Here is a 22,147-nt window from a genome sequence, read left to right as displayed (position 1 = left end):
GTATAAGGTTAAGGAGGAATACTATGGACGATGAAGAGATGATGCGACGCGAAGAGGCCGATGATCAGATGATTAATGAGGCCTATGACCGACTGATAAATGATTATTTAAATTCACGCCATCGCAAGAAGGTTGACCTGATTGCAAAAGCATTCAACTTTGCACGTCAGGCTCATAAGGGCGTACGTCGTTTGTCGGGCGAACCTTATATTATGCATCCAATTGCCGTTGCACAGATTGTGTGTTCGGAGATTGGATTGGGTTCTACCAGTATCTGTGCCGCCTTGCTGCACGATGTGGTAGAGGATACCGACTATACTGTGGAGGATATCTCCAACATGTTTGGTCCAAAGATTGCCCAGATTGTTGATGGACTGACCAAAATCAGTGGTGGTATCTTTGGTGAGAAAGCGTCGGCACAGGCAGAGAACTTCAAGAAACTGCTGCTCACGATGAGTGAGGACATTCGTGTTATCCTCATTAAGATTGCCGACCGTCTTCACAATATGCGTACGTTGGACTCTCAGCCAGCCAACAAGCAGTATAAGATTGCTGGTGAGACGCTCTATCTCTATGCACCATTGGCCCATCGATTGGGACTCTATAAGATAAAGTCGGAACTCGAGAATCTCAGTTTTAAGTTTGAACACCCAGAGGAATATGCTACCATAGAGCATAAGTTGGCCGAGACTTATAAGACGCGCCATCAGTCGTTCGACCTCTTTACGGCTCCCATTGAGGATATGCTCAAACGTATGGGCGTGCAGTACCAGATTAAGGAGCGCATCAAGACGCCTTATTCCATCTGGAACAAGATGCAGAAGAAGCATGTTACGTTCGAGGAGGTCTATGACATCCTGGCTGTGCGTATCATCTTCAAAGCAACAAGCAAAGAAGCTGAAGCTCGCGAGTGCTTTAATATCTATGTGGAACTTGGCAAGATCTACGAGAGTCATCCCGATCGTTTGCGCGACTGGGTGAGCCATCCTAAGGCAAACGGCTATCAGGCACTGCATGTCACACTGATGTCAAAGGAGGGCCACTGGATTGAAGTGCAGATTCGTTCGGAGCGCATGGACGAGATAGCTGAACAGGGTTTGGCGGCTCATTGGAAATACAAAGAAGGTGAACAGGAGGATGGTGAGTATAGTGAGGACGAGAATGAGTTGAACCAGTGGCTTCGAACCATCAAGGAGATACTCGACGACCCACAGCCAGACGCCATGGACTTCATAGATTCTATCAAATTGAATCTGTTTGCAAGCGAGATTTTTGTATTTACTCCGAAGGGCGAAATCAAGACCATGCCTGCTGAATGCACGGTGCTTGACTTTGCTTTCTCTATCCACACGTTCTTAGGTTCCCATTGTATTGGTGCAAAGGTCAACCATAAGTTGGTGCCTCTGAGTCATCGCCTGAACAGTGGCGATCAGGTTGAGATCTTGACCTCTAAGTCACAACGGGTGCAACCTTCATGGATTAACTTTGCATCCACAGCTAAGGCAAAGGCCAAAATACAGGCTATCCTGCGAAGAGACAATCGCGAGGTGCAGAAGAAAGGCGAAGAACTGCTGGACGACTGGTTGCAGAAGAATGGCTTTGAGTCTAACCAGAGTCACATCGACCAGTTGATGCACTTGCACGACTTTACCCGTCGTGAACCGTTCTTCCTGGCCATGGGCGAGAAACGCATTATTCTTGGTGACGAGGATGTTGACGAGCTCAATGGTAAACATAAGGCAAAGAGCGAAAGTAACGGTGGATGGCGTAAGTATGTGCCTTTCGTTAAGGCCAAGAAGGCTGTTAATGACCAGCCTGAACTCTTTATCGTTCCCGAGAAGTTCAACAGAAAGAAACCCATTTATATCACTGCTCAGAATATCAAACAATATATCTTCCCCACATGTTGTCATCCCATTCCGGGCGATGATGCTTTGGGATATATTGATAATCAGAATCGCATCGAGATTCATAAGCGTGCCTGTCCTGTGGCCAACAAGCTGAAAGCCAGCTATGGCAACCGCATCCTGGATGCTAAATGGGATATGCACAAGAACCTGTTCTTCGATGCAACGATTCGCTTGGGCGGTATTGATCGTCGCGGATTGGTAAACGAAGTTACTCAGGTCATTTCCAATCAGTTAAACGTTGATATTCGCAAACTGACCTTCACTACAGAAGATGGTATATTTGAAGGATGGATAGACTTGAAGGTTCACGATCGAGATGATGTGAAGTCGATTATAGTCAGTCTGAAAGAAATAGAAGACTTGAAAGAAATTTCACAGATTATGTAATGGCAAAATAAATAATTGGGCGAACTCTATTGGAGTCCGTCCAATTGTTTTTTCAGGGCTTGCAGATTGTCTCTTACATTGACAAGACGTGCCAGGACATCGGCCGTTTTGTCTGCACCGTCACGGTTGTTGTTGATGATGCTTTTGGCAGCAGAGATCTTGAATCCGCGCTCTTTAACCAGGTTGTAAATCAACTTGACCTGTTTGATGTCTTTTTCTGAATATTGGCGAATTTTGTTAGGCCCCATCGTCTTTGGTTTCAAATGGGGGAACTCGGTTTCCCAATAGCGTAGTGTACTCTCGTTAAGGTCGAACATTTCTGCCACTTCCTTAATGGAATAGTACAACTTTAGGTTTTTATTAAGATTCAGTGCCATAATACATCTTCATTTGTTTGCAAAGATACGAAATAATTCTTAATTCGTCATCGTTTATTCGCCATTTTTTTGTAATTTTGCACCCAAATTGTATATAAAGTATAGAAACAATGATGACCGCTAAAGAGATTCGCGACTCGTTTAAGAAATTTTTTGAGTCGAAACAGCATGCCATTGTGCCTTCTGCACCAATGGTGATTAAGGATGACCCAACGTTGATGTTTACCAACGCTGGTATGAACCAGTGGAAAGATATTATCCTGGGTACTCGCGACCCAGAACCTCGCCGTCGAGCGGATACACAGAAGTGCTTGCGTGTCTCTGGTAAGCACAATGACCTGGAGGAAGTAGGTCATGACACCTACCACCACACCATGTTCGAGATGCTGGGCAACTGGAGCTTCGGTGACTACTTCAAGGAGGGTGCTATTGACATGGCATGGGAATATCTTGTAGATGTCCTGAAGTTGAACCCAGAGGATCTTTATGTCACCGTGTTCGAAGGCTCTCCAGAGGAGAATATTCCTCGTGATGATGAGGCTGCCAAGTATTGGGCCAAGCACGTGCCTGCCGACCATATTATCAATGGTAATAAGCACGACAACTTCTGGGAAATGGGTGACACGGGTCCTTGTGGTCCCTGCTCTGAGATCCATGTTGACTCTCGCACCCCCGAGCAGCGCAAGGCCAGTGGTAAGAGTGGCCGTGAGCTGGTGAACCAGGACGACCCTCAGGTTATCGAGATCTGGAACATCGTGTTCATGCAGTTCAACCGCAAGGCCGATGGTTCTCTGGAGCCCCTGTCAATGAATGTGATCGACACCGGTATGGGCTTCGAACGTCTGGTTCGCATGATGCAGGGCAAGCATTCTAACTATGATACTGACGTGTTCCAGCCCATCATCAAGGCTGAGCAGCAGATTACAGGACTGAAATACTACACTTTCGAGGAAGAGACAGAGAATCCTATCAGCAAGGAGCAGGACAGTATCAACGTGGCCATGCGTGTTTGCGCCGACCATCTGCGTGCTGTAGCTTTCTCTATTGCTGATGGCCAGTTGCCTTCAAATGCTAAGGCCGGCTACGTTATTCGTCGTATCTTGCGTCGTGCCGTACGCTATGCTTACACCTTCCTCGGACAGAAAGAGGCCTTCCTCTATAAGCTCCTGCCTACACTCGTTCAGGAGATGGGCGATGCCTTCCCCGAATTGAAGGCACAGCAGACACTGATTGCCAAGGTGATGAAGGAAGAAGAAGATTCTTTCCTTCGTACACTCGAAAAGGGTATTGGCATGCTCAACGATGCTATGGAGCAGTTGAAGGCTGAGGGCAAGAAAGAACTGGATGGCGTTCAGGCCTTCCGCCTGTTCGATACCTATGGCTTCCCTCTCGACCTGACAGAGCTGATTTGCCGCGAGAACGGATTTACCGTCAACGAAGAGCAGTTCAATGCCGAGATGCAGAAGCAGAAGGACCGCGCTCGTAATGCCGCCGCTGTTGAGAACTCAGACTGGGTTGAGCTGGCTGCAGGCGAACAACAGTTCGTTGGTTACGACTTTACCGAATATGAGTGCCGCATCCTGCGCTATCGTAAGGTGACACAGAAAAAGAACGAGTTCTATGAGCTGGTTCTCGACAACACACCTTTCTATGGTGAGATGGGTGGACAGGTAGGCGACCAGGGTGTTCTAGTTTCCGAGAATGAGACCATCGAGATCATCGATACCAAGCGCGAGAATGGTCAGAGCGTACATATCGTGAAGCAGTTGCCAAAGGACACTGCAGCACAGTTTATGGCTTGTGTCGATACCGACAAGCGTGATGCTTCTGCCGCTAATCACACTGCCACTCACCTGCTTGACTATGCTTTGAAGCAGGTTCTGGGCGACCACGTAGAGCAGAAGGGTTCTTATGTAAGCCCCGACACGCTGCGTTTCGACTTCTCTCACTTCGAGAAGGTGACCGATGAGCAGATTCGTGAGGTAGAGCGCATGGTCAACGATATGATTCGTCAGGACATACAGCTCGACGAGCATCGCGATATGCCTTTTGATGAGGCTAAGAAACTTGGTGCTATCGCCCTCTTTGGCGAGAAGTATGGCGACAAGGTTCGCGTCGTTCGTTTCGGACCTTCATGCGAGTTCTGTGGTGGTGTTCACGCCAGCAGCACCGGTCGTATCGGTTTCTTCAAGATTATTTCTGAGAGCAGCGTTGCTGCTGGTATCCGTCGTATCGAGGCCAAGACTGGTAAGGAGTGCGAGGAACTGCTGTATCAGACCGAGGATATGCTCCGTGCCGTGAAGTCATTCTTCAACAATGCTAAGGACCTGCAAGGCGTCATCCGTAAGTATATCGAGGAGCACGACGCTATGAAGAAAGAAATTGAGGGCTTCCAGGCTCAGGCAGTAGAGCGTGCAGCCAAGCAACTGGTTGAGAAAGCTCGTGAGATCAATGGCGTGAAGGTAGTTTCTGCCGTTCTGCCCATGGCTCCTGCTGCTGCCAAGGACTTGGCCTTCAAGGTTCGTGCCGCAGTCGAGGGTTCTCTGCTTTGTGTACTTGGAACGCATGCTGACAATAAGCCACAGCTTTCTATCATGATGAGCGACGACATGGTGGCCGACCACAAGTTGAATGCAGGTCAGATGGTTCGCGAAGCTGCTAAGCTCATCCAGGGTGGTGGCGGTGGTCAGCCTCACTTTGCACAGGCTGGCGGTAAGAGCGTTGACGGACTCAGTGCTGCTGTTGATAAGGTTGTTGAACTGGCAAACCTCTAAAACAGCCTAGTTAAATATTCTAAAGAATAGGGATTTCCTCCAAAGTAATGCGGAAATTCCTATTCTTTTTTTGTTGATATTCCTTATCTTTGCACCATCAACCATTTAAGACTATAAGATTATGACTCAAACATCTGTTTTTCGCAAATCGCTTTTGCTGTTAGTAATGACAGGCTTTTGCTTGTTTGCCAGTGCTCAGCGCTATGAGATAGACCGCGGACACGTCTATTTTGGTCATGCGTTGTTGAAGTATGCCGATGCTCGTACCTTCCGTGATTTGGGCTGTGGCTATGCCAAGGATAAGTACAATGTCTATATGGATGGCCGTGTGTTGGAGAATGTAGACCCTTCTTCGTTCCGATTGAAAGAGCCCAGCAGCTGGCGTAATCAAGGGCGTAACGAAGAACTTCCGCCATCGCATCGCGGTTACTATAAGACAAAGTTCAACGTCTATTATGGCAACAAGAAGTTGGATGCGCATGCACAATCATTTGAAGAGTTGGGTGGAGGCTATGCAAAGGACTCCTTCACTGTGTTCTACTATGGCCAGAAGGTCGATGGAGCCATGGCGTTAACCTTTAAATATACGGGTGATGGCTATGGTGAAGACTCCTATGATGTATTTTACAAGGGTAAAAAGATTGAATAAATAACGTGAAAGAGCGACACACCATGATGGTTGTCGCTCTTTCTTTTATGTTCTATTTCTGATTTCTCAGACTTGTTTTCCTTTTCTTTAGAATCATTTCTGATTCTGCTCGAAACTTTTCTTATTCCTTGTCGTAGGCATGAGCCGGATAGTCGATGGTGTAGTGCAGTCCTCGACTCTCTTTGCGCTCCAGGGCAAAACGGGTGATCAGGTAGCCCACGTTGATCATGTTGCGCAACTCACAGATGTCCTTTGTGGCTTTTACGCGCTTGAACAGGTTCTCGGTCTCTTCATAAAGCGTGTCAAGGCGCACCCAGGCACGATGCAGACGAAGGTCTGAACGCACGATGCCTACGTAGTTAGACATGATTTCTCCAACCTCTTTTACAGATTGAGTGATGAGCACCTTCTCTTCGTTGGTCAGCGTACCCTCGTCGTTCCATTCGGGCACTTTCTCGTTGAAGTCGTAAAGGTCCACATGCTCCAGTGAGTGTTTGGCAGCCGCATCGGCATAGACCACAGCCTCGATAAGTGAGTTAGACGCCAGACGGTTGCCACCGTGCAGACCAGTGCAAGAACACTCGCCGATGGCATAGAGGCGCTCAATGCTTGAGCAACCGTTCAGATCCACCTTGATACCACCGCACATGTAGTGGGCTGCGGGGCGCACGGGGATGTAGTCGGTCGTGATGTCGATGCCCATCGACAGACACTTTTGATAGATATTGGGGAAGTGACGGCGCGTCTCGGCAGGATCCTTATGTGTCACGTCCAGACAGACGTGGTCCAGTCCGTGAATCTTCATCTCTTTATCGATGGCACGAGCCACAATGTCGCGTGGTGCCAACGACAGGCGTTCGTCGTATTTCTCCATGAAACTCTCGCCATTAGGCAGACGCAATATGCCGCCATAGCCGCGCATAGCCTCGGTGATGAGGAAGGCAGGGTGGGTCTCTCCGGGCGAGTAGAGGGCGGTGGGGTGAAACTGCACAAACTCCATGTCGGCCACCGTACCTTTGGCACGATAGACCATCGCCTCGCCGTCGCCTGTAGCAATCACAGGGTTGGTGGTCGTCTGATAGACGGCACCACATCCGCCAGTACACATCACGGTGACCTTTGCCAGATAGGTGTCCACCTTCTCGGTCTCGGGATTCAGCACGTATGCACCATAACAGTTAATATATGGTGTGCGTCGTGTCACCTTGGCACCCAGGTGGTGCTGCGTGATAATCTCAACGGCAAAGTGGTTTTCCTTGATGTCTATGTTAGGATTGTTGCGCACGGCTTCCATCAGTCCGCGCTGAATCTCAGCTCCGGTATCGTCGGCATGGTGCAGAATGCGGAATTCCGAGTGTCCGCCTTCGCGGTGCAGGTCGAAGTTGCCATCTTCCTTCTTATCGAAGTTTACGCCCCAGTTCACCAGTTCTTTGATCTGTTCGGGTGCGTTTCTAACTACCTGTTCCACGGCAGTGCGATCCGAAATATAGTCGCCTGCAATCATGGTGTCCTCTATGTGCTTGTCAAAGTTGTCCACCAATAGGTTGGTAACCGATGCCACACCGCCTTGTGCAAACGATGTGTTGGCTTCGTCAAGTGTTGTTTTGCAAATCATGCACACTTTGCCTTTGTTGGCGCGTGCCACCTTTAGGGCATAACTCATGCCCGCTACTCCTGAACCAATAATAAGAAAGTCGTATTTATAGACCATGCTCTTCTTTGTTTTAAAACACTGCAAAGGTACGCATAATAATCGAGAATCAATTGTTTCATAAAAAAAAAGGCAAATAATTTCCTCAATTTCTATGTTTTTTACTTTTTTTCTCGTAACTTTGCAGCCGTTAAACCAATTATCAACAAAATTATGGACGATTACCCGGCGGACAATTACAATTCGTAATGGCGGGGGATAGCGACAAGGCTGCTAATCCCTTTGCCGCTAAATTATTTTCGTAAAACTATCCATGTTCACGAGTGTTTGAGCACTTACGTACTTGTGGTATTATCAAACGGATTAGCATCATGAAGACCTATTGGAACACAACAGAGGGGCTGAGCCAACTGCAGGAGTGGCAGCCTAATTGCTGGATACAGGTGACGTGTCCAACCGACGAAGATCAGCGCGAACTCGAAGAGCGCTTTGGCATTCCCGATTATTTTATTTCAGACATCAGCGATACCGACGAGCGTGCCCGTTATGAATACGATGACGGATGGATGCTCATCATCTTGCGTATTCCCTACGTCAAGGAGGTGCGTTCGCGCACACCCTATACCACGGTGCCTCTGGGTATTATCCACAAGCGCGACGTCACGATTACCGTGTGCTACTACGAGACCAACATGATGATTGACTTCGTCTCGTATCAGCAGAAGCGCAATGATGGATTCACCGATCATGTGGACATGATTTTCCGTTTGTTCCTTTCCAGCGCCGTGTGGTATCTGAAGCGCCTGAAGCAAATCAATCTGCTGATAGATAAAGCCAAGCGCAATCTTGACAAGGAGGTGAACAATGAAAGCCTGATCGGCCTGAGCCGTCTGCAGGATTCGCTCACTTATTTTCAGACATCTATTCGTGGCAACGAGACCCTGCTGTCTAAACTGAAGTTCAAACTGCAGATCGACGAACTCGATGCCGACCTGATTGAGGACGTTAACATCGAGATGACGCAGGCCCGCGAAACCACCAATATCTATTCGAACATCCTCGAATCGACGATGGATACCTATCAGTCGATTATTAATAACAATATGAACACCGTGATGCGTACGCTGACTTCAGTGACCATTATCATGATGTTCCCCACGCTGATAGCCTCTCTTTTCGGTATGAACCTCATCAATGGCATGGAGTCTAGCCACTTTGGTTTCCTCTTTGCTATGGCTATTTCAGGGGGCGTTTCGGCCCTTGCCTGGTGGTTTTTTAGGTATAAAAGGCTTATTTAAACCCCAAAAATGAAAAAAAATCACAGAAAATTAGGCTGTTAAAATTATTTTCCGTAATTTTGAGGCCTAATTTTGTGTGTACTAATCGAATCAGTAACTAAAAAGTTAAATGATGGACTCTCAAGAAAACATCCTCGAACAGGGGACACAGGAAGAAGTAATGGCTCAAGAAGCCGCAGTTGAAGAGCGTAAGGTCTATACCTCTAAGAAGGAAGTACTCGACAGGGTAAAAGAAATTGCCCATGGCGAAGAGGTTCCTCAAAAGGATGAGGTGGAATACCTGAAGACCGTGTTCTACAAACTTCACATTGCCGAGCGTGATGCCCAGCAGAAAGCATATGTTGATGCTGGAGGCGATCCTGCCACCTATCAAGTGACCCCCGATGAACTCGAGGAGGTGTTCAAGGCCGAGATGGGCGTCATCAAAGAGCGTCGTGCCGAACAGTTCCGTCAGCAGGAAGCTGAAAAGGAGGAGAATCTGAAGAAGAAACTCGAAATCATTGAAAAGATAAAGAATATGGTGACCTCGCCCGAGGAAGCCAATAAATCATACCAGGACTTCAAAGCTCTGCAGGCAGAGTGGAAGGAAATCAAGAGCGTGCCTGCCGATAAGGCCAACGAGTTGTGGCGCAGCTATCAGCTCTACGTAGAGCAGTTCTACGACCTGCTGAAGCTGAACAGCGAAGCCCGCGAGTACGATTTCAAGAAAAACCTGGAGCTGAAGACGCACCTCTGCGAGGCAGCAGAGAAGCTGGCCGATGAGGAAGACGTGATTAGCGCTTTCCATCAGTTGCAGAAGCTCCATCAGGAGTTCCGTGAGACTGGTCCCGTGGCCAAGGAGCTGCGCGAGGAAATCTGGCAGCGCTTCAAGGCTGCTTCTACTGTTATCAACAAGCGCCATCAGCAGCATTTCGAGGATATCCGTGCCCGCGAGGAGGAGAACCTGCAGAAGAAGACCGTGCTTTGCGAGAAGGTGGAGGCCATCGTTGCCGAAGAGAAGAAGGGTAGTGCAGATTGGGAACGCCTGACTCAGGAGATCATCGCCATCCAGCAGGAGTGGAAGAGCATCGGTTTTGCTCCTCAGAAGATGAACGTGAAGATCTTCGAGCGCTTCCGTGCCGCCTGCGATGCGTTCTTCGCAGCTAAGGCCGAGCACTTCAAAGCCCTCAAGGATGCTTTCAAGGAAAATGCCGACAAGAAGCGTGCACTCATCGAGAAGGCTAAGGCTCTGCAGGATAGCACCGAGTGGCGCTCTACCAGCGATAAGCTGATTGCCCTGCAGAAGGAGTGGAAGACCATCGGTATGGTGCCTAAGAAGTTGGGCGACCAGCTGTGGGAAGAGTTCCTGGCAGCCTGCAACAAGTTCTTCGAGGCTCGCAATGCTGCTGGCGCTGGTCAGCGCAGCGAGGAGCATCAGAACCTGGAGAAGAAGCAGGATGTCATTGCACGCCTGAAGGCTGCTGCCGAAGAGGCTGGCGAAGACCTGCAGTCAAAGGTTCAGAAGCTTGTTGAAGAATACAATGCCATCGGTCATGTTCCCTATAAAGAGAAGGACAAGCTCTACGAGGAATATCACGCTGTGCTCGACAAGCTGTATAAGGAGCTCAACGTGTCTGTGGCCAAGAAGCGCCTCAATAAGTTCAAGGACAACCTCAAGCAGGTGGCCGAGCGTGGCGAGGCTGCACTCGACAGCGAGCGTGCTCGCCTGATGCGTCAGTACGAAAGCCTGAAGCAGGATATCGCTACCTACGAGAACAACCTGGGCTTCCTCAGCGTCAGCTCAAAGAAGGGCAACTCGCTCATTGACGAGATGAACCGCAAGGTGCAGAAGCTCAAGGACGATATGCAGCTGGTAAAAGATAAGATCAAGGCTATCGATGCCGAGAATAAAGAATAAAGTCGGGTAGTTTTCCCGGATTACAGATAGGGCCCTTTGGCTTGTCAAGCAAACAACTTGGCAGTCAGAGGGCCCTTTTTGTTTGTTGTTTCAGTTCTTTTTATAAGTCAATAGTGCCGCTATTATATGCTAATAGTGCTGCTGTTATATGCTAATAGTGTCGCTATTATATGCTAATAGTGGCACTTTTGTGTCTTACGACTTAAGTCGTGAGATCTTTTGACTCCAGTCGTGAGATCTGTTGACTTAAGTCGTGAGATCTGTTGACTTAAGTCGTGAGATCTTTCGACTTAAGTCGTGAATTACCAAAGTAACGCTTTTCTGTTGGTAATGCGCCACTATAGCGTGGGAAAAAGACTTGTTTTATGTGGGCTTTCTCGTATTCAGGATTTATGAAAAGGACGACGAGGGCGTAATTGGATAAAAGAAAAATCCGCTAAGTACTTTTCAGTGACCTAGCGGATTTTTAAGTTGGGGTACCCGGACTCGAACCAGGAAAGGCAGGACCAGAATCTGCAGTGTTACCATTACACCATACCCCAAAATGTTGTTTGCTGTAGAACTCTCTTGTTCTGTTTTGCGGGTGCAAAGGTACGACTTTTTTGTGAACTACCAAAACTTTTGGGCACTTTTTTATAAAAATCATCAAAAAAAATGTTTTTATATGCGTTTTACGGATAAAAGCGCTACCTTTGCATAGTAATTTCACATTATTAATATTATAAATGGAACAAACATCAAAACTGGTTCAGACTATTGTTGAAGGAATACAAGAGAAAAAAGGAAGTGGTATCGTGATTGCTGATTTGAGCGGCATTGACGGCACGATATGTAAGAACTTTATTATTTGTCAGGGTAACTCGCCTGCGCAGGTAGAGGCGATTGCCGAGTCAATAGGCGATATGGCTCGCAAGGAGCTGGGCGAAAAGCCTGCTCACGTGGTGGGTCTTGAGAATGCTCAGTGGGTGGCCATGGACTATACAGACGTGCTGGTGCATGTGTTCTTGCCCGATGTGCGTGCTTATTATGACCTGGAGCACCTTTGGGCAGACGCACCTCTGACAGCTATACCTGATTTGGACTAAACATCATATGGAACAGAATACTAATAATCAGCCGAAAATGCCAAAGTTCAATATGAACTGGATTTATCTGGTGGCTATTGCGGCATTGTTTTTCTTTTATTTCACTGGCGAACAGGGCTTGGCTCAGCAACAGAGCGCCATTAGCGAAGTGTCATATTCTGAGTTCAAGACACTGGTGAACCAGGGCAATGCATCACGTATTGTGGTCAACAAGAGCCACAACACGCTGAAGATGTATGTGAAGCCCGACAGCATCCGCTCGGTTCTTAACAAGACGGCCGACCAGGTGGGCACCGACCCCTATCTGAATGTTGAGTTTGGTAGCATCGACCGCCTGGAGCAGTTTGTGGACAGTGCCCGTGCTCACCACGCATTCACCGGTCGTCTCAGCTACGAGCGTGATAGCGATGGCGGTTTCCTGGGCAACTTGATCAGCATGATGCTCCCCATCATCCTGTTTATCGGTGCATGGCTGATTTTCCTGCGCTTCATGAATCGCGGCGGTGGCGGTTCGATGGGTGGCGGCATCTTCTCGGTTGGCAAGTCGAAGGCCAAGATGTATGAGAAGGGTGGCGAACTGGGCATCACGTTCAAGGATGTGGCTGGTCAGGCCGGCGCCAAGCAGGAGATACAGGAGATTGTAGAGTTTCTGAAGAACCCACAGAAATATACCGACCTGGGAGGTAAGATTCCCAAGGGCGCACTGCTCGTAGGCCCTCCAGGAACAGGTAAGACCTTGCTGGCCAAAGCTGTGGCTGGCGAAGCTGGCGTACCTTTCTTCTCGATGTCGGGTAGCGACTTCGTAGAGATGTTTGTGGGCGTGGGTGCCAGTCGTGTGCGCGACCTGTTCCAGCAGGCTAAGGCTAAGTCGCCTTGCATCATCTTCATCGACGAGATCGATGCTGTGGGACGTGCCCGCAGTAAGAACCCAGCCATGGGGGGCAATGACGAACGTGAGAACACACTGAATGCTCTGCTCACCGAGATGGACGGCTTTGGCACCAACAGTGGTGTCATCATCCTGGCTGCTACCAACCGTGTGGACATGCTCGACTCGGCCTTGTTGCGTGCTGGACGTTTCGACCGTCAGATACATGTGGACCTGCCAGACCTCAGCGAGCGTAAGGAGATCTTTATGGTTCACCTGAAACCGCTGAAGCTCGACAACACCGTAGATGTTGACTTCCTGGCCCGTCAGACTCCCGGCTTCTCTGGTGCCGACATCGCCAACGTATGTAATGAGGCAGCCCTGATCGCTGCTCGCCATAACAGCCTGAACGTGGGCAAACAGGACTTCCTGGATGCCGTGGACCGCATCATCGGCGGACTGGAGAAGAAGACCAAGGTGATGACCCAAGCCGAGAAGCGCTCTATAGCCATTCATGAGGCTGGTCATGCCACGATCTCTTGGTTCACGGAATTTGCCAACCCCTTGGTGAAGGTGAGCATCGTGCCTCGTGGACAGGCGCTGGGTGCTGCTTGGTATCTGCCCGAGGAGCGCGTGCTGCAGACCAAAGAGGCCATGCTCGACGAGATGTGCTCGCTGCTGGGCGGACGTGCTGCCGAAGAACTCTTCGTGGGCCATATCTCTACAGGCGCCATGAACGACCTGGAGCGCACCACCAAGCAGGCCTATGGCATGGTGGCCTATGCCGGTATGAGCGAGAAGTTGCCCAACCTCTGCTACTATAACAATGCAGAATATCAGTTCCAGCGTCCTTACAGCGAGACCACAGCCAAGATCATAGACGACGAGGTGCTGAAGATGGTCAACGAGCAATATGAGCGTGCCAAGAAGATACTGACCGAACATGCCGATGGACATGCACGTCTGGCACAGCTGCTGGTTGAGCGTGAGGTGATCTTTGCCGAGGATGTGGAGAATATCTTTGGCAAGCGTCCTTGGACCTCGCGTGCCGACGAACTTCTGGAGGCACAGATGCGCGAGGAGGCCGAGAAGATGGCTGCCGAGCGCACCAAGCAGCTCGAGGCAAAGCAGAATGCTGAGAACTCAGAAGACGTGAAAGATTCTGAGAATGCTTAAAAATAGAAGACTATGAAGAACTTTATTGTGAGAACGATCACTGGCGTCATTTTTGTTGCTGCCATTGTGATTAGCTTTTTGAACCCGCTGGCCATGGTGTTCCTGTTTGCTCTGGTGACAGGCATGACCATCTGGGAGTTCTGTGGATTGGTGAACGAGCGCGAGGATGTGCAGGTGAACCGTTTCATCTCTACCGTGGCTGGTGTCTATCTGTTTCTGGCCATGGCAGGTCACTGCAGTGGCAGGGTGGATAGCGATACGGTCTTCATCCCTTATCTCATCACCATCATCTACCTGATGGTGGCCGAACTCTATCTGAAAGCAAAAGACCCCATCAACAACTGGGCTTACACCATGTTGCCACAGATGTATATCGCTCTGCCTTTCTCCATGCTCAACGTGTTGGCATTCCCACAGGCAGGTGCCTATTCTTTTGTATTGCCACTCAGTGTGTTCGTTTTCCTGTGGATGAACGACTCGGGCGCTTATCTCTGCGGTTCGCTGCTGGGGCGCCATAAGTTGTTCCCTCGCGTTTCTCCCGGCAAGAGCTGGGAGGGAAGCATCGGTGGCGGCATCTTGGTGGTAGGCGTAGCCGTGCTGATATGGTATCTGCTGGAGATGTATTTCCCCGGTGAGTCGAAGATGAATGCGCTGCACTGGGCCGGACTGGGCATCACGGTGGCGGTCTTTGGTACGTGGGGCGACCTGGTAGAGAGCCTTTTCAAGCGCACGCTGGGCATAAAGGATAGTGGCAACGTGCTGCCCGGACATGGCGGAATGTTGGATCGTTTCGACTCCTCACTTCTTGCCATTCCTGCGGCTGTAGTCTATCTTTTCACATTGACGCTGTTAAAATAAAAACACTTTTTAAGGAAAACGCTTGCATATATTAAAAAAAATGTGTTACTTTGCAGTTAATAACATTAAACATTAACTAATAAAAAGTATTATGAAAAAGTTTTTTGCAGCTATTGTAGCAGTGCTTTTCGCAGCACCTTCGTTTGCTCAGATGGGTAGTGGCGGTTTCTCTTTGAACGAGAGCACAGTATATTACGGTCTCCGTATGGGTCTGAATGTGTCAACCATCACTGGTGATCTTCTGGATCTGGATTCAAAGGCAGGCATGACCCTGGGTGGTGTTATCGGTCTGCGCGTCAGCGATACCACACCTATCTTCGTTGAGAGTGGCTTGTACTACTCTGCACGTGGTGCCAAGGACTTCAACTTGAACTACCTCGAGATTCCTGTACTGATTAAGTATGGCATTCAGGCTACCGACGATATTGCTATCCTGCCTTATATCGGTCCTTACTTCTCTTATGGTATTGGTGGTAAGTATAAGACCTTGGAGGGCAAGCGTAGTTCATACAACTGGGTGAAGCACTCTGATATGGGTTTCAAGCTGGGTTGTGGTGCTGAGTACAATAAGCTCTATGCCGAGCTTGGTTATCAGTTTGGTGTGATGGATATCGCCAAGGATAATCCTACAGATGACGGTGCTCACACTGGTAACTTCTTTATCAACATTGGTGTGAATTTCTAAGAAAGTTGATACTTTAGATATTTCAAAAAGAGGGGCATTCACTTCGTAAAGCGATGCCCCTCTTTCGTATTTTGAAAGCAATCATCTACCTTCTGCGTTTGGTCTTTTTCTTGGCTGCAGGCTTTGGCTGAACCTTTGCCTTAGGCAGTTCACCGCTGGTCAGCAGCTCGCACACACGATCTTGGAAGTCGCGACCGGTGGTGGCACGCATGACGCCCTGGTTGATGATGGCAAAACAGAGACGGTTGCCATTGGGTGCCGTGCAGTAGCCCGCCAATGCTGAGATGCCCGTGACGGTACCCGTCTTTGCCATCACATTACCCTCGGCGGTTGTCTCCTTCATGCGGTTCTTCAGCGTGCCATCCACGCCAGCGATGGGCAGCGATGGCAACAGTTGGTTGTACACCGGCTTGTTGTTCCACACATAGCGCAGCAACTTCACTTCCGCCTCTGCCGACAGGTAGTTATAGAGCGACAGGCCGCTGCCGTCGGCCAAACGGTAGTTGTCGGGGTTCAGACCGGCTTTTCGCATCACCCTGCGCTGACAGTCTTTGGCCTCATCGGCATTGGCAGGACGATTGCCATCGGCCATTGCCAACTGGTAGAACATGGACTCGGCGTACAGGTTGTCGCTGTCTTTCATCATTTTCTTCATCACGGCATTGATGCTGTGAGTGCGTGTGCAGAAGGGGATCGCATCCTCGGGACACGACCAGTGGCCCACCCCCACGTTGACAAACGCCACACTATCGTCGAGCAGCGCCTCGACAAGGTGGTCGGTGAAAGCCTCGTTGCGCTCCACCAACAGAGGCGAGAGCGATGGGTTGTCGTCGTCCCAGCACCATCCTTCGCCCCATTTAAGCTCGTCTTTGGCCGAGAGGTCGGCAAAGATGTTACCTTCGAAGGTATCTATACCCAGCTCTTTTAAGGCTTTCACGGCAGCCTCAATGTCAGTATCGGAAAACATGGGGTCCATGCCGCCCACGCAGTAGATGTCGCCTTTTAGTCGGCGGTTCTCTATCTTTCCTGTATAAAGAAAACGCGTGGTGAACTGATACGTAGGCCCCAGCTGATCGCAGGCCGCAATGGCCGTGAGCAGTTTCATGGTGGAGGCAGGGCGCATCAGTTGTCGCTCGTTGAAGCGGTATACCAGTGTATCGGCCGTTAGGTCCCAAACCATCAGTCCAACACTCGACGTGTTGAACATCTTGTCCATAAGGAGCGTGTCCATGCGCTCTTTGGATAAAGAAACTGTCTGTGCCGACAGGAGTGCAGGCACAGACAGTAGGAGTGAAAATAACAGCTTCTTCATGGGGCGTTATTTATTTCTCGGGTACGTCCTCAAGAGTCTTCTTCAGGAGTTTCCAGAATGGTTCAACGGTCTCAATCAGCGCACGCTCGGTGGTGGTGTGGGGCGACTTCATTGTGGGGCCGAGGCTGACAACATCCAGCCAGGGGTATTTGCCCAGGATGACAGAGCACTCCAGACCAGCGTGGTCCACCTGAATGATGCCATCGGCGCCAAACAGTTCCTTGTACTCCTTCAGCAACAGGTGCAGAATCTCTGAGTCAGGATTGGGATCCCAACCGCCATACGAACCGGCTGTCTCTACCTTCATGCCTGCCATCGAGAAGCAGCTCTCCAGTGTCTTCACCACATAGTCTTTCATATCCTCACGACTGCTACGTGCCAGAATCTTGATGTCGGCATGTCCGCCACCAATGTTGATGATAGCCAGGTTGCTCGATGTCTCAACCACGTTGGGGTAGGCAGGGATAAAACGAACCACGCCGTCATGACAAGCATAGATGGCATCGATGAGGTTGTCTTGAATCTCTACGGGAATCTCTGTCTTTGGTGTCTCAACCTCTTCCACCAGCACCTCGATGCCCTGTGGCTCGATGAGCTTGTATTCGTCGTTGAAGGTCTCTTTCCAATCGTTGGCCAGTTCCTTGATGGCTTCAACATTCTCTTTAGGCAGTGTGAGGATGGTCTCAGCCTTGAATGGAATGGCATTGCGCATGTTGCCACCCTGCCAGCAAGCCAGACGTGCGTCCAGCTCTTCGATAGCCTCGCGAACCATCTGCACCATCAACTTGTTGGCGTTGCCTCTGCCTTCATGGATCTCCAGACCAGAGTGTCCGCCACGCAGGTTCTTCACCGTCAGACGTACGGCTGCATCCTCGGCATCGGTGTCCACCTCTTTATAGTCGAGCGTGGCTGTGATGTCGATACCACCAGCCGATCCGATGACAAACTTGCCCCAATGCTCTGAGTCGAGGTTCAGCAGAATGTCGCCCTGCAGCTCGCCCTCGGGCAGGTCGTTAGCTCCATACATGCCAGTTTCCTCATCGGCAGTCACCAGGGCGTCGATAGGACCATGCTTCAGGGTCTTGTCTTCCATGATGGCCATGATGGCAGCCACGCCAAGACCATTGTCTGCACCCAGTGTGGTGCCCTTGGCTTTCACCCATTCACCGTCAATCCATGGCTGGATGGGGTCGGTCTCGAAGTTATGTGTAGATTCGGGAGTCTTCTGTGGCACCATGTCCATGTGTGCCTGCAGGATGATGCCCTTCTTATTCTCGTAGCCAGCGGTAGCTGGTTTGCGGAATACGATATTGCCGGCGGGATCCTTGAACGTTTCTACACCAGCCTGTTTGCCGAAGTCAAGCAGGAACTGCTGAATCTTTTCCAAATGTCCGCTAGGACGTGGTACTTGTGTTAGTGCATAGAAGTTCTTCCAGATGCACGTGGGGTTTAGGTTCTGAATTTCATTCATAGTGTTTTGATTTTTTATTCGAGGTGCGAGGTACGAGGTGCGAGGTACGAGGTGCGAGGTACGAGAATACCTTTTCCCGTTGTAACTCTTACTCTTGGTTATTAATGTTGTCTTGTACTTTTATTCGAGGTGCGAGGTACGAGGTGCGAGGTACGAGAATACCTTTTCCCGTTGTAACTCTTACTCTTGGTTATTAATGTTGTCTTGTACTTTTAATTTCTCTGTTAGCGATTTCTTTAATCCCCAGATTGTCATTGATACTCTTGATGCAAGTGTGTCAATCTTGTTGAAATCTGAATCGGATATATAATTATTATCGTGTGCTATCTCCATTTGACAGACTAATTCAGTGAGGGATCCGTAGGCAATGTCCAAGAAATGTATTCTCTCTCTTATTGCAAAACGTCCAAGTCCTTCTGCTATGTTTGAAGGAATAGAAATGGCAGCTCTTCTTATTTGATCGCAAAGGGCATATCTTTCGTATTCAGGAAACTGAAATAATAAACTATATGTCAGTTTGGTTAGTTCCTTGGCCAGTTTGTATGCATCGACATTGCGATAATAAAAATCATTCATATTACGCTTAAATCATTGTAAGTAAAACTATTCTCGTACCTCGTACCTCGCACCTCGTACCTCGTCCCTTGCACCTCGTACCTCGTCCCTTTCTAGAGACCCATTCCCGTTTCTCGATACAAACGAGAGTCTAATTGAAGCCCATACGCCCAAGAGGATGACTAACAGGGTCTGTACGGTGTGTACGATAAGCACGAAATACAGGGCACGCTCGTCGGCCACGCCATAGAGAATCAACATGGTCTTAACGGCAAAATGCCAAGGACCGGCTCCGTTGGGTGTGGGAACGATGACGGCAAAGTTGCCCACCACGAAACATACCAGTGCGCAGCCAATGCCCAATGCCTTGGTGAAGTCGAAACAGAAGAATGTCAGGTAGAAATGCAGGAAGTACATCACCCAGATGCCAACGGAGAAGAGCAAATAGAGTGGAAGGTTCTTAATGTCCTTCAGTGACAGCACGCCTTCCCATATACTGTGCAATGTCATCTTTACCTTATTATATATAGATAGGCGGCGCAGCAGCATGTGAAGCAACAGCATGACGGCTATGCCGCAGATGCCTGTCACGAGCCATCCTGTCAGTGAGAAACTGGTCAGTATATGGTCGAGCGACGTGCCTGTCTTTTTGAAGAAAGAGCCAAAGACGCTCATCTCGAAAAGCAGAATGAGACCGGAGTAGAGTAGCACCATCAGCGTGTCAACGGCACGCTCGGTAACCACGGTGCCAAGTGCTTTCGCAAACGACACTCCCTCCCAGCGCTTCAACAGTCCACAGCGGGTGAACTCGCCCACACGCGGGATGAGCAGCGAGACGGCGTAGCTTGTGAATATCGTGTTGACAACAACCGAATTTCTTGTTTTCTCGCCCATTGGCTCAAGCGTCTGACGCCAGCGCCAGCCACGAAAGGCCTGTGCCAGTATGCCAAAAGGAAAGGAAAGCAGCATCCAGGTCCAGTTCATTTCGTGGAGCACCACTTGCTTAATACCTTGAAAATCAAAGCCGCGGTACATCCAATAAAGAATGGCGCCACCCAGAAGGAGTGGTAGTATGATTTTTGCGATGGCTTGAACGTACTTCATAGATTTCGCAAAGTTACGAATAAATGAGCGAAATGCAAAAAGAAAACCGCATTTTCTTTTTCATTTCCGAATGCTAGTAACTAAGACACAGTCAGAGTTACGAATAAATGAGCGAAATGCAAAAAGAAAACCGCATTTTCTTTTTCATTTCCGAATGTAAGTAACTTCGGTTTATCCAAAGTTAAACGAATAAATGAGCGAAATGCAAAAAGAAAAACGATGATTTTCTATTGATGGTTCTGCATTTTTTGATATTCGCGCGGACCAACGCCTTTGTATAGTTTGAAGTTTCTGTAGAACGATGTAGTGCTGGTGAAGCCAGATTCCTCTGAAATCTCGGTCAGCAACTTGGTGGGATGTTGACTGATGAGCATCGTTGCATAATCAATGCGCATGCGGTTGATATACTCATTGAATGACATGCCCATCTCACGATTGATGGCAATATAGATATAGTTGCGGTTGGTGCCTAAACGCGATACGACATCGGCAATCTTCAGGTTGGGCTGGCGATACAGCAGCTCCTGCTCCATCAGTTGTTCAATACGACCGCGTAACTCTTTGATGGCAGGTAGCTCCGATACGGTCTCGTCGGCTTCCTCTTCGTCTTTCTCAATATCCTCCACACTGAAATTCTGATGTATCCCCACGTAGCCTATCACAAAAAGCAGGACGGAGAAAAGGGTAGAAGGGATGGCAAGCAGCCAGATAGACTCGTTGAAGTGGTGTCTGCCAATGATGTTGAACACAAATGAGAAGACAGATGTCACGACGAAAGCTATCAGCATGGCATGAATGATGCCCAGCGATTTGTCTTCCACATCGGCATAGGCTTCCGCTACTTGTTTCTCGTATTGCTTCAGGTGGTTGCGCCCCAACAATAAAACAGGGATGAGTAATAAGCCGAACATGCCTTTGCAAATGTCGTGTAGGACGCCTTGTTGGATGGCTAAGCCTGTGAGTCCTTCGTGCATGCCCTGGTATAGATAGATGTCTATAAACTGTGCGGTTTCCTCGGGCGACATTAATATATATAGTAATCCCACGCCAAAGAAAGCCAAGATAGCCGGGATTATCATGATATAGCGAAATCTGTGATGATTCCTTCTGGTGGTTAGCGAACAGATATATAAATAGTACAAGGGGTAAACAGCCAGATTGCTGGCACAATACAATGTGTTTGTCAGAGGTATGATTGACGTTTTGTGGTTGAAGAATACACAATGACCCATGTAGAGCACCGTTGCTGTCAGCATGAAGGCAAGCAAGTGCAGACGCGTACGGTTCTTGCCGTCACGGTGAAGTTCGAATGCCAGCATGAAACTCCAGAAGAGGCAAACGAACATTGGCATAATTGTGAATATCATAGCTTTCATACATGCAAAGTTAGATAAAATGAATGAAGAAACAATGTCTTTATCGGGAAAAATGTGAAATGCAATGTATTTTTGAGATTATGAATTGTATCTCTTTGAATATGGGAAAACGTTCTGCGAATACGTTATAGTGATATTGATTAAATGTTTTTGACTTTGCAGTAGAAAATCTTTATTTATGTTTAATTCTAAAATAGTAAGATTGTGAAGAAGTATTTCTACCTAATGAGTATCATGTTTTGCATGATTATTGGATCGATGGCTTTTGTGGCTTGTGGCGATGATGATGATGACAATGGTACAGGTGTGATTACAGAAGGAAAGTATGCCGGCAACCGTCTGATTGGTGAGTGGATTTGGGGTGAGCCTGATATGCCCCAGCATGAAGAGGGACACCATGCAGCTGGATATATTTTCAATGCTAATGGAACCTGCACCCATTATAATCGCGATAGCTGGGACGATCAGGTATTCGAGGACATAGAAAAGGGCACTTTTGTCCTGGACGGTCTGAAGCTGACTATCACCTGGACTACTCGCATCATGAAAGAACATGGTGAGACTTTTGAAGATACAATGGAAGATCCAGAGATTGATGAGTGTGAGATTATGTATCCTGAAGAGGGTAATGTTGGCATGTTCATCAAACGTTATTATGACGCAGGCGGCGGCCGACAGGGTTGGAATGAGGAAGGTCCCTTCTATAAGAAATAA

17 protein-coding genes and 1 tRNA gene are annotated in these 22,147 nt (G+C 48.7%); 10 read left to right on the top strand and 8 right to left on the bottom strand.

Annotated elements, in window-relative coordinates:
• Window positions 1-23 precede the first annotated feature (23 nt).
• The gene (locus T496_RS0103840) at window positions 24-2,297 is read left to right on the top strand and encodes a RelA/SpoT family protein (RefSeq protein ID WP_027449576.1); all 2,274 of its coding nucleotides are present in this window, start codon (window positions 24-26) and stop codon (window positions 2,295-2,297) included.
• A 26-nt stretch (window positions 2,298-2,323) separates the two neighbouring features.
• On the opposite strand, the gene T496_RS0103835 is transcribed toward T496_RS0103840, so the two are convergent.
• Window positions 2,324-2,674 carry a MerR family transcriptional regulator gene (locus tag T496_RS0103835; RefSeq protein ID WP_027449575.1) on the bottom strand — a complete coding sequence of 117 codons (351 nt, stop codon included), beginning with the start codon at window positions 2,672-2,674 and terminating at the stop codon, window positions 2,324-2,326.
• 110 nt (window positions 2,675-2,784) lie between these two features.
• On the opposite strand from T496_RS0103835, the gene alaS reads away from it, so the two are divergent.
• Together alaS and T496_RS0103825 are read left to right on the top strand one after the other, a co-directional pair.
• A complete protein-coding gene (alaS, locus tag T496_RS0103830) occupies window positions 2,785-5,448 on the top strand; it encodes an alanine--tRNA ligase (protein ID WP_027449574.1) in 2,664 nt (887 codons plus the stop codon).
• A 166-nt stretch (window positions 5,449-5,614) separates the two neighbouring features.
• Window positions 5,615-6,097, top strand: coding sequence for a DKNYY domain-containing protein (locus T496_RS0103825; protein ID WP_052342060.1), 483 nt, complete (start codon window positions 5,615-5,617; stop codon window positions 6,095-6,097).
• A gap of 121 nt (window positions 6,098-6,218) precedes the next feature.
• On the opposite strand, the gene nadB is transcribed toward T496_RS0103825, so the two are convergent.
• On the bottom strand, window positions 6,219-7,808 hold the full coding sequence (gene nadB, locus T496_RS0103820) for an L-aspartate oxidase (RefSeq protein WP_027449572.1): 1,590 nt from the start codon (window positions 7,806-7,808) through the stop codon (window positions 6,219-6,221).
• A 311-nt stretch (window positions 7,809-8,119) separates the two neighbouring features.
• Here nadB and T496_RS0103815 point away from each other — a divergent pair, with 311 nt between their 5' ends.
• Together T496_RS0103815 and T496_RS0103810 are read left to right on the top strand one after the other, a co-directional pair.
• Entirely contained in the window at window positions 8,120-9,046 is a 927-nt protein-coding gene (locus tag T496_RS0103815) for a magnesium transporter CorA family protein (RefSeq protein WP_027449571.1), read from the top strand.
• 109 nt (window positions 9,047-9,155) lie between these two features.
• A complete protein-coding gene (locus tag T496_RS0103810) occupies window positions 9,156-10,943 on the top strand; it encodes a DUF349 domain-containing protein (protein WP_027449570.1) in 1,788 nt (595 codons plus the stop codon).
• Between the two features lie 471 nt (window positions 10,944-11,414).
• Here the strand turns inward: T496_RS0103810 and T496_RS0103805 are convergent.
• Window positions 11,415-11,485 (bottom strand) — tRNA-Gln (locus T496_RS0103805).
• A gap of 183 nt (window positions 11,486-11,668) precedes the next feature.
• Between T496_RS0103805 and rsfS the strand changes: the two genes are divergently transcribed.
• The 4 genes from rsfS to T496_RS0103785 all read left to right on the top strand — a co-directional run bounded on the left by rsfS (window position 11,669) and on the right by T496_RS0103785 (window position 15,615).
• Entirely contained in the window at window positions 11,669-12,028 is a 360-nt protein-coding gene (rsfS, locus tag T496_RS0103800) for a ribosome silencing factor (RefSeq protein ID WP_027449569.1), read from the top strand.
• A gap of 7 nt (window positions 12,029-12,035) precedes the next feature.
• Complete coding sequence (gene ftsH, locus T496_RS0103795; protein WP_027449568.1) at window positions 12,036-14,072, top strand: ATP-dependent zinc metalloprotease FtsH; 2,037 nt, start codon at window positions 12,036-12,038, stop codon at window positions 14,070-14,072.
• A 12-nt stretch (window positions 14,073-14,084) separates the two neighbouring features.
• On the top strand, window positions 14,085-14,930 hold the full coding sequence (locus tag T496_RS0103790) for a phosphatidate cytidylyltransferase (protein WP_027449567.1): 846 nt from the start codon (window positions 14,085-14,087) through the stop codon (window positions 14,928-14,930).
• Window positions 14,931-15,021: 91 nt separating this feature from the next.
• Window positions 15,022-15,615 carry an outer membrane beta-barrel protein gene (locus T496_RS0103785; protein WP_027449566.1) on the top strand — a complete coding sequence of 198 codons (594 nt, stop codon included), beginning with the start codon at window positions 15,022-15,024 and terminating at the stop codon, window positions 15,613-15,615.
• An 85-nt stretch (window positions 15,616-15,700) separates the two neighbouring features.
• On the opposite strand, the gene dacB is transcribed toward T496_RS0103785, so the two are convergent.
• From dacB to T496_RS13390, 5 genes are all read right to left on the bottom strand, one after another.
• Entirely contained in the window at window positions 15,701-16,927 is a 1,227-nt protein-coding gene (gene dacB, locus T496_RS13405; protein ID WP_081783532.1) for a D-alanyl-D-alanine carboxypeptidase/D-alanyl-D-alanine endopeptidase, read from the bottom strand.
• Between the two features lie 10 nt (window positions 16,928-16,937).
• Window positions 16,938-18,398, bottom strand: coding sequence for an aminoacyl-histidine dipeptidase (locus T496_RS0103775; RefSeq protein WP_027449565.1), 1,461 nt, complete (start codon window positions 18,396-18,398; stop codon window positions 16,938-16,940).
• Between the two features lie 180 nt (window positions 18,399-18,578).
• Complete coding sequence (locus tag T496_RS13400) at window positions 18,579-18,974, bottom strand: four helix bundle protein (protein WP_044110564.1); 396 nt, start codon at window positions 18,972-18,974, stop codon at window positions 18,579-18,581.
• Window positions 18,975-19,001: 27 nt separating this feature from the next.
• Window positions 19,002-20,057, bottom strand: a complete 1,056-nt coding sequence (locus tag T496_RS13395) for a lysylphosphatidylglycerol synthase transmembrane domain-containing protein (RefSeq protein WP_081783531.1) — start codon at window positions 20,055-20,057, stop codon at window positions 19,002-19,004.
• A 227-nt stretch (window positions 20,058-20,284) separates the two neighbouring features.
• Entirely contained in the window at window positions 20,285-21,424 is a 1,140-nt protein-coding gene (locus T496_RS13390) for a helix-turn-helix transcriptional regulator (RefSeq protein WP_197018923.1), read from the bottom strand.
• Window positions 21,425-21,637: 213 nt separating this feature from the next.
• On the opposite strand from T496_RS13390, the gene T496_RS0103755 reads away from it, so the two are divergent.
• A complete protein-coding gene (locus T496_RS0103755; RefSeq protein ID WP_155808635.1) occupies window positions 21,638-22,147 on the top strand; it encodes a hypothetical protein in 510 nt (169 codons plus the stop codon).

The organism is Xylanibacter brevis P6B11, assembly GCF_000621825.1.
GTDB classification, from domain to species: Bacteria; Bacteroidota; Bacteroidia; order Bacteroidales; family Bacteroidaceae; genus Prevotella; species Prevotella brevis.
The sequence above is the reverse complement of the archived record's forward strand: the minus strand, read 5'-3'. Positions and strand labels throughout refer to the sequence as shown.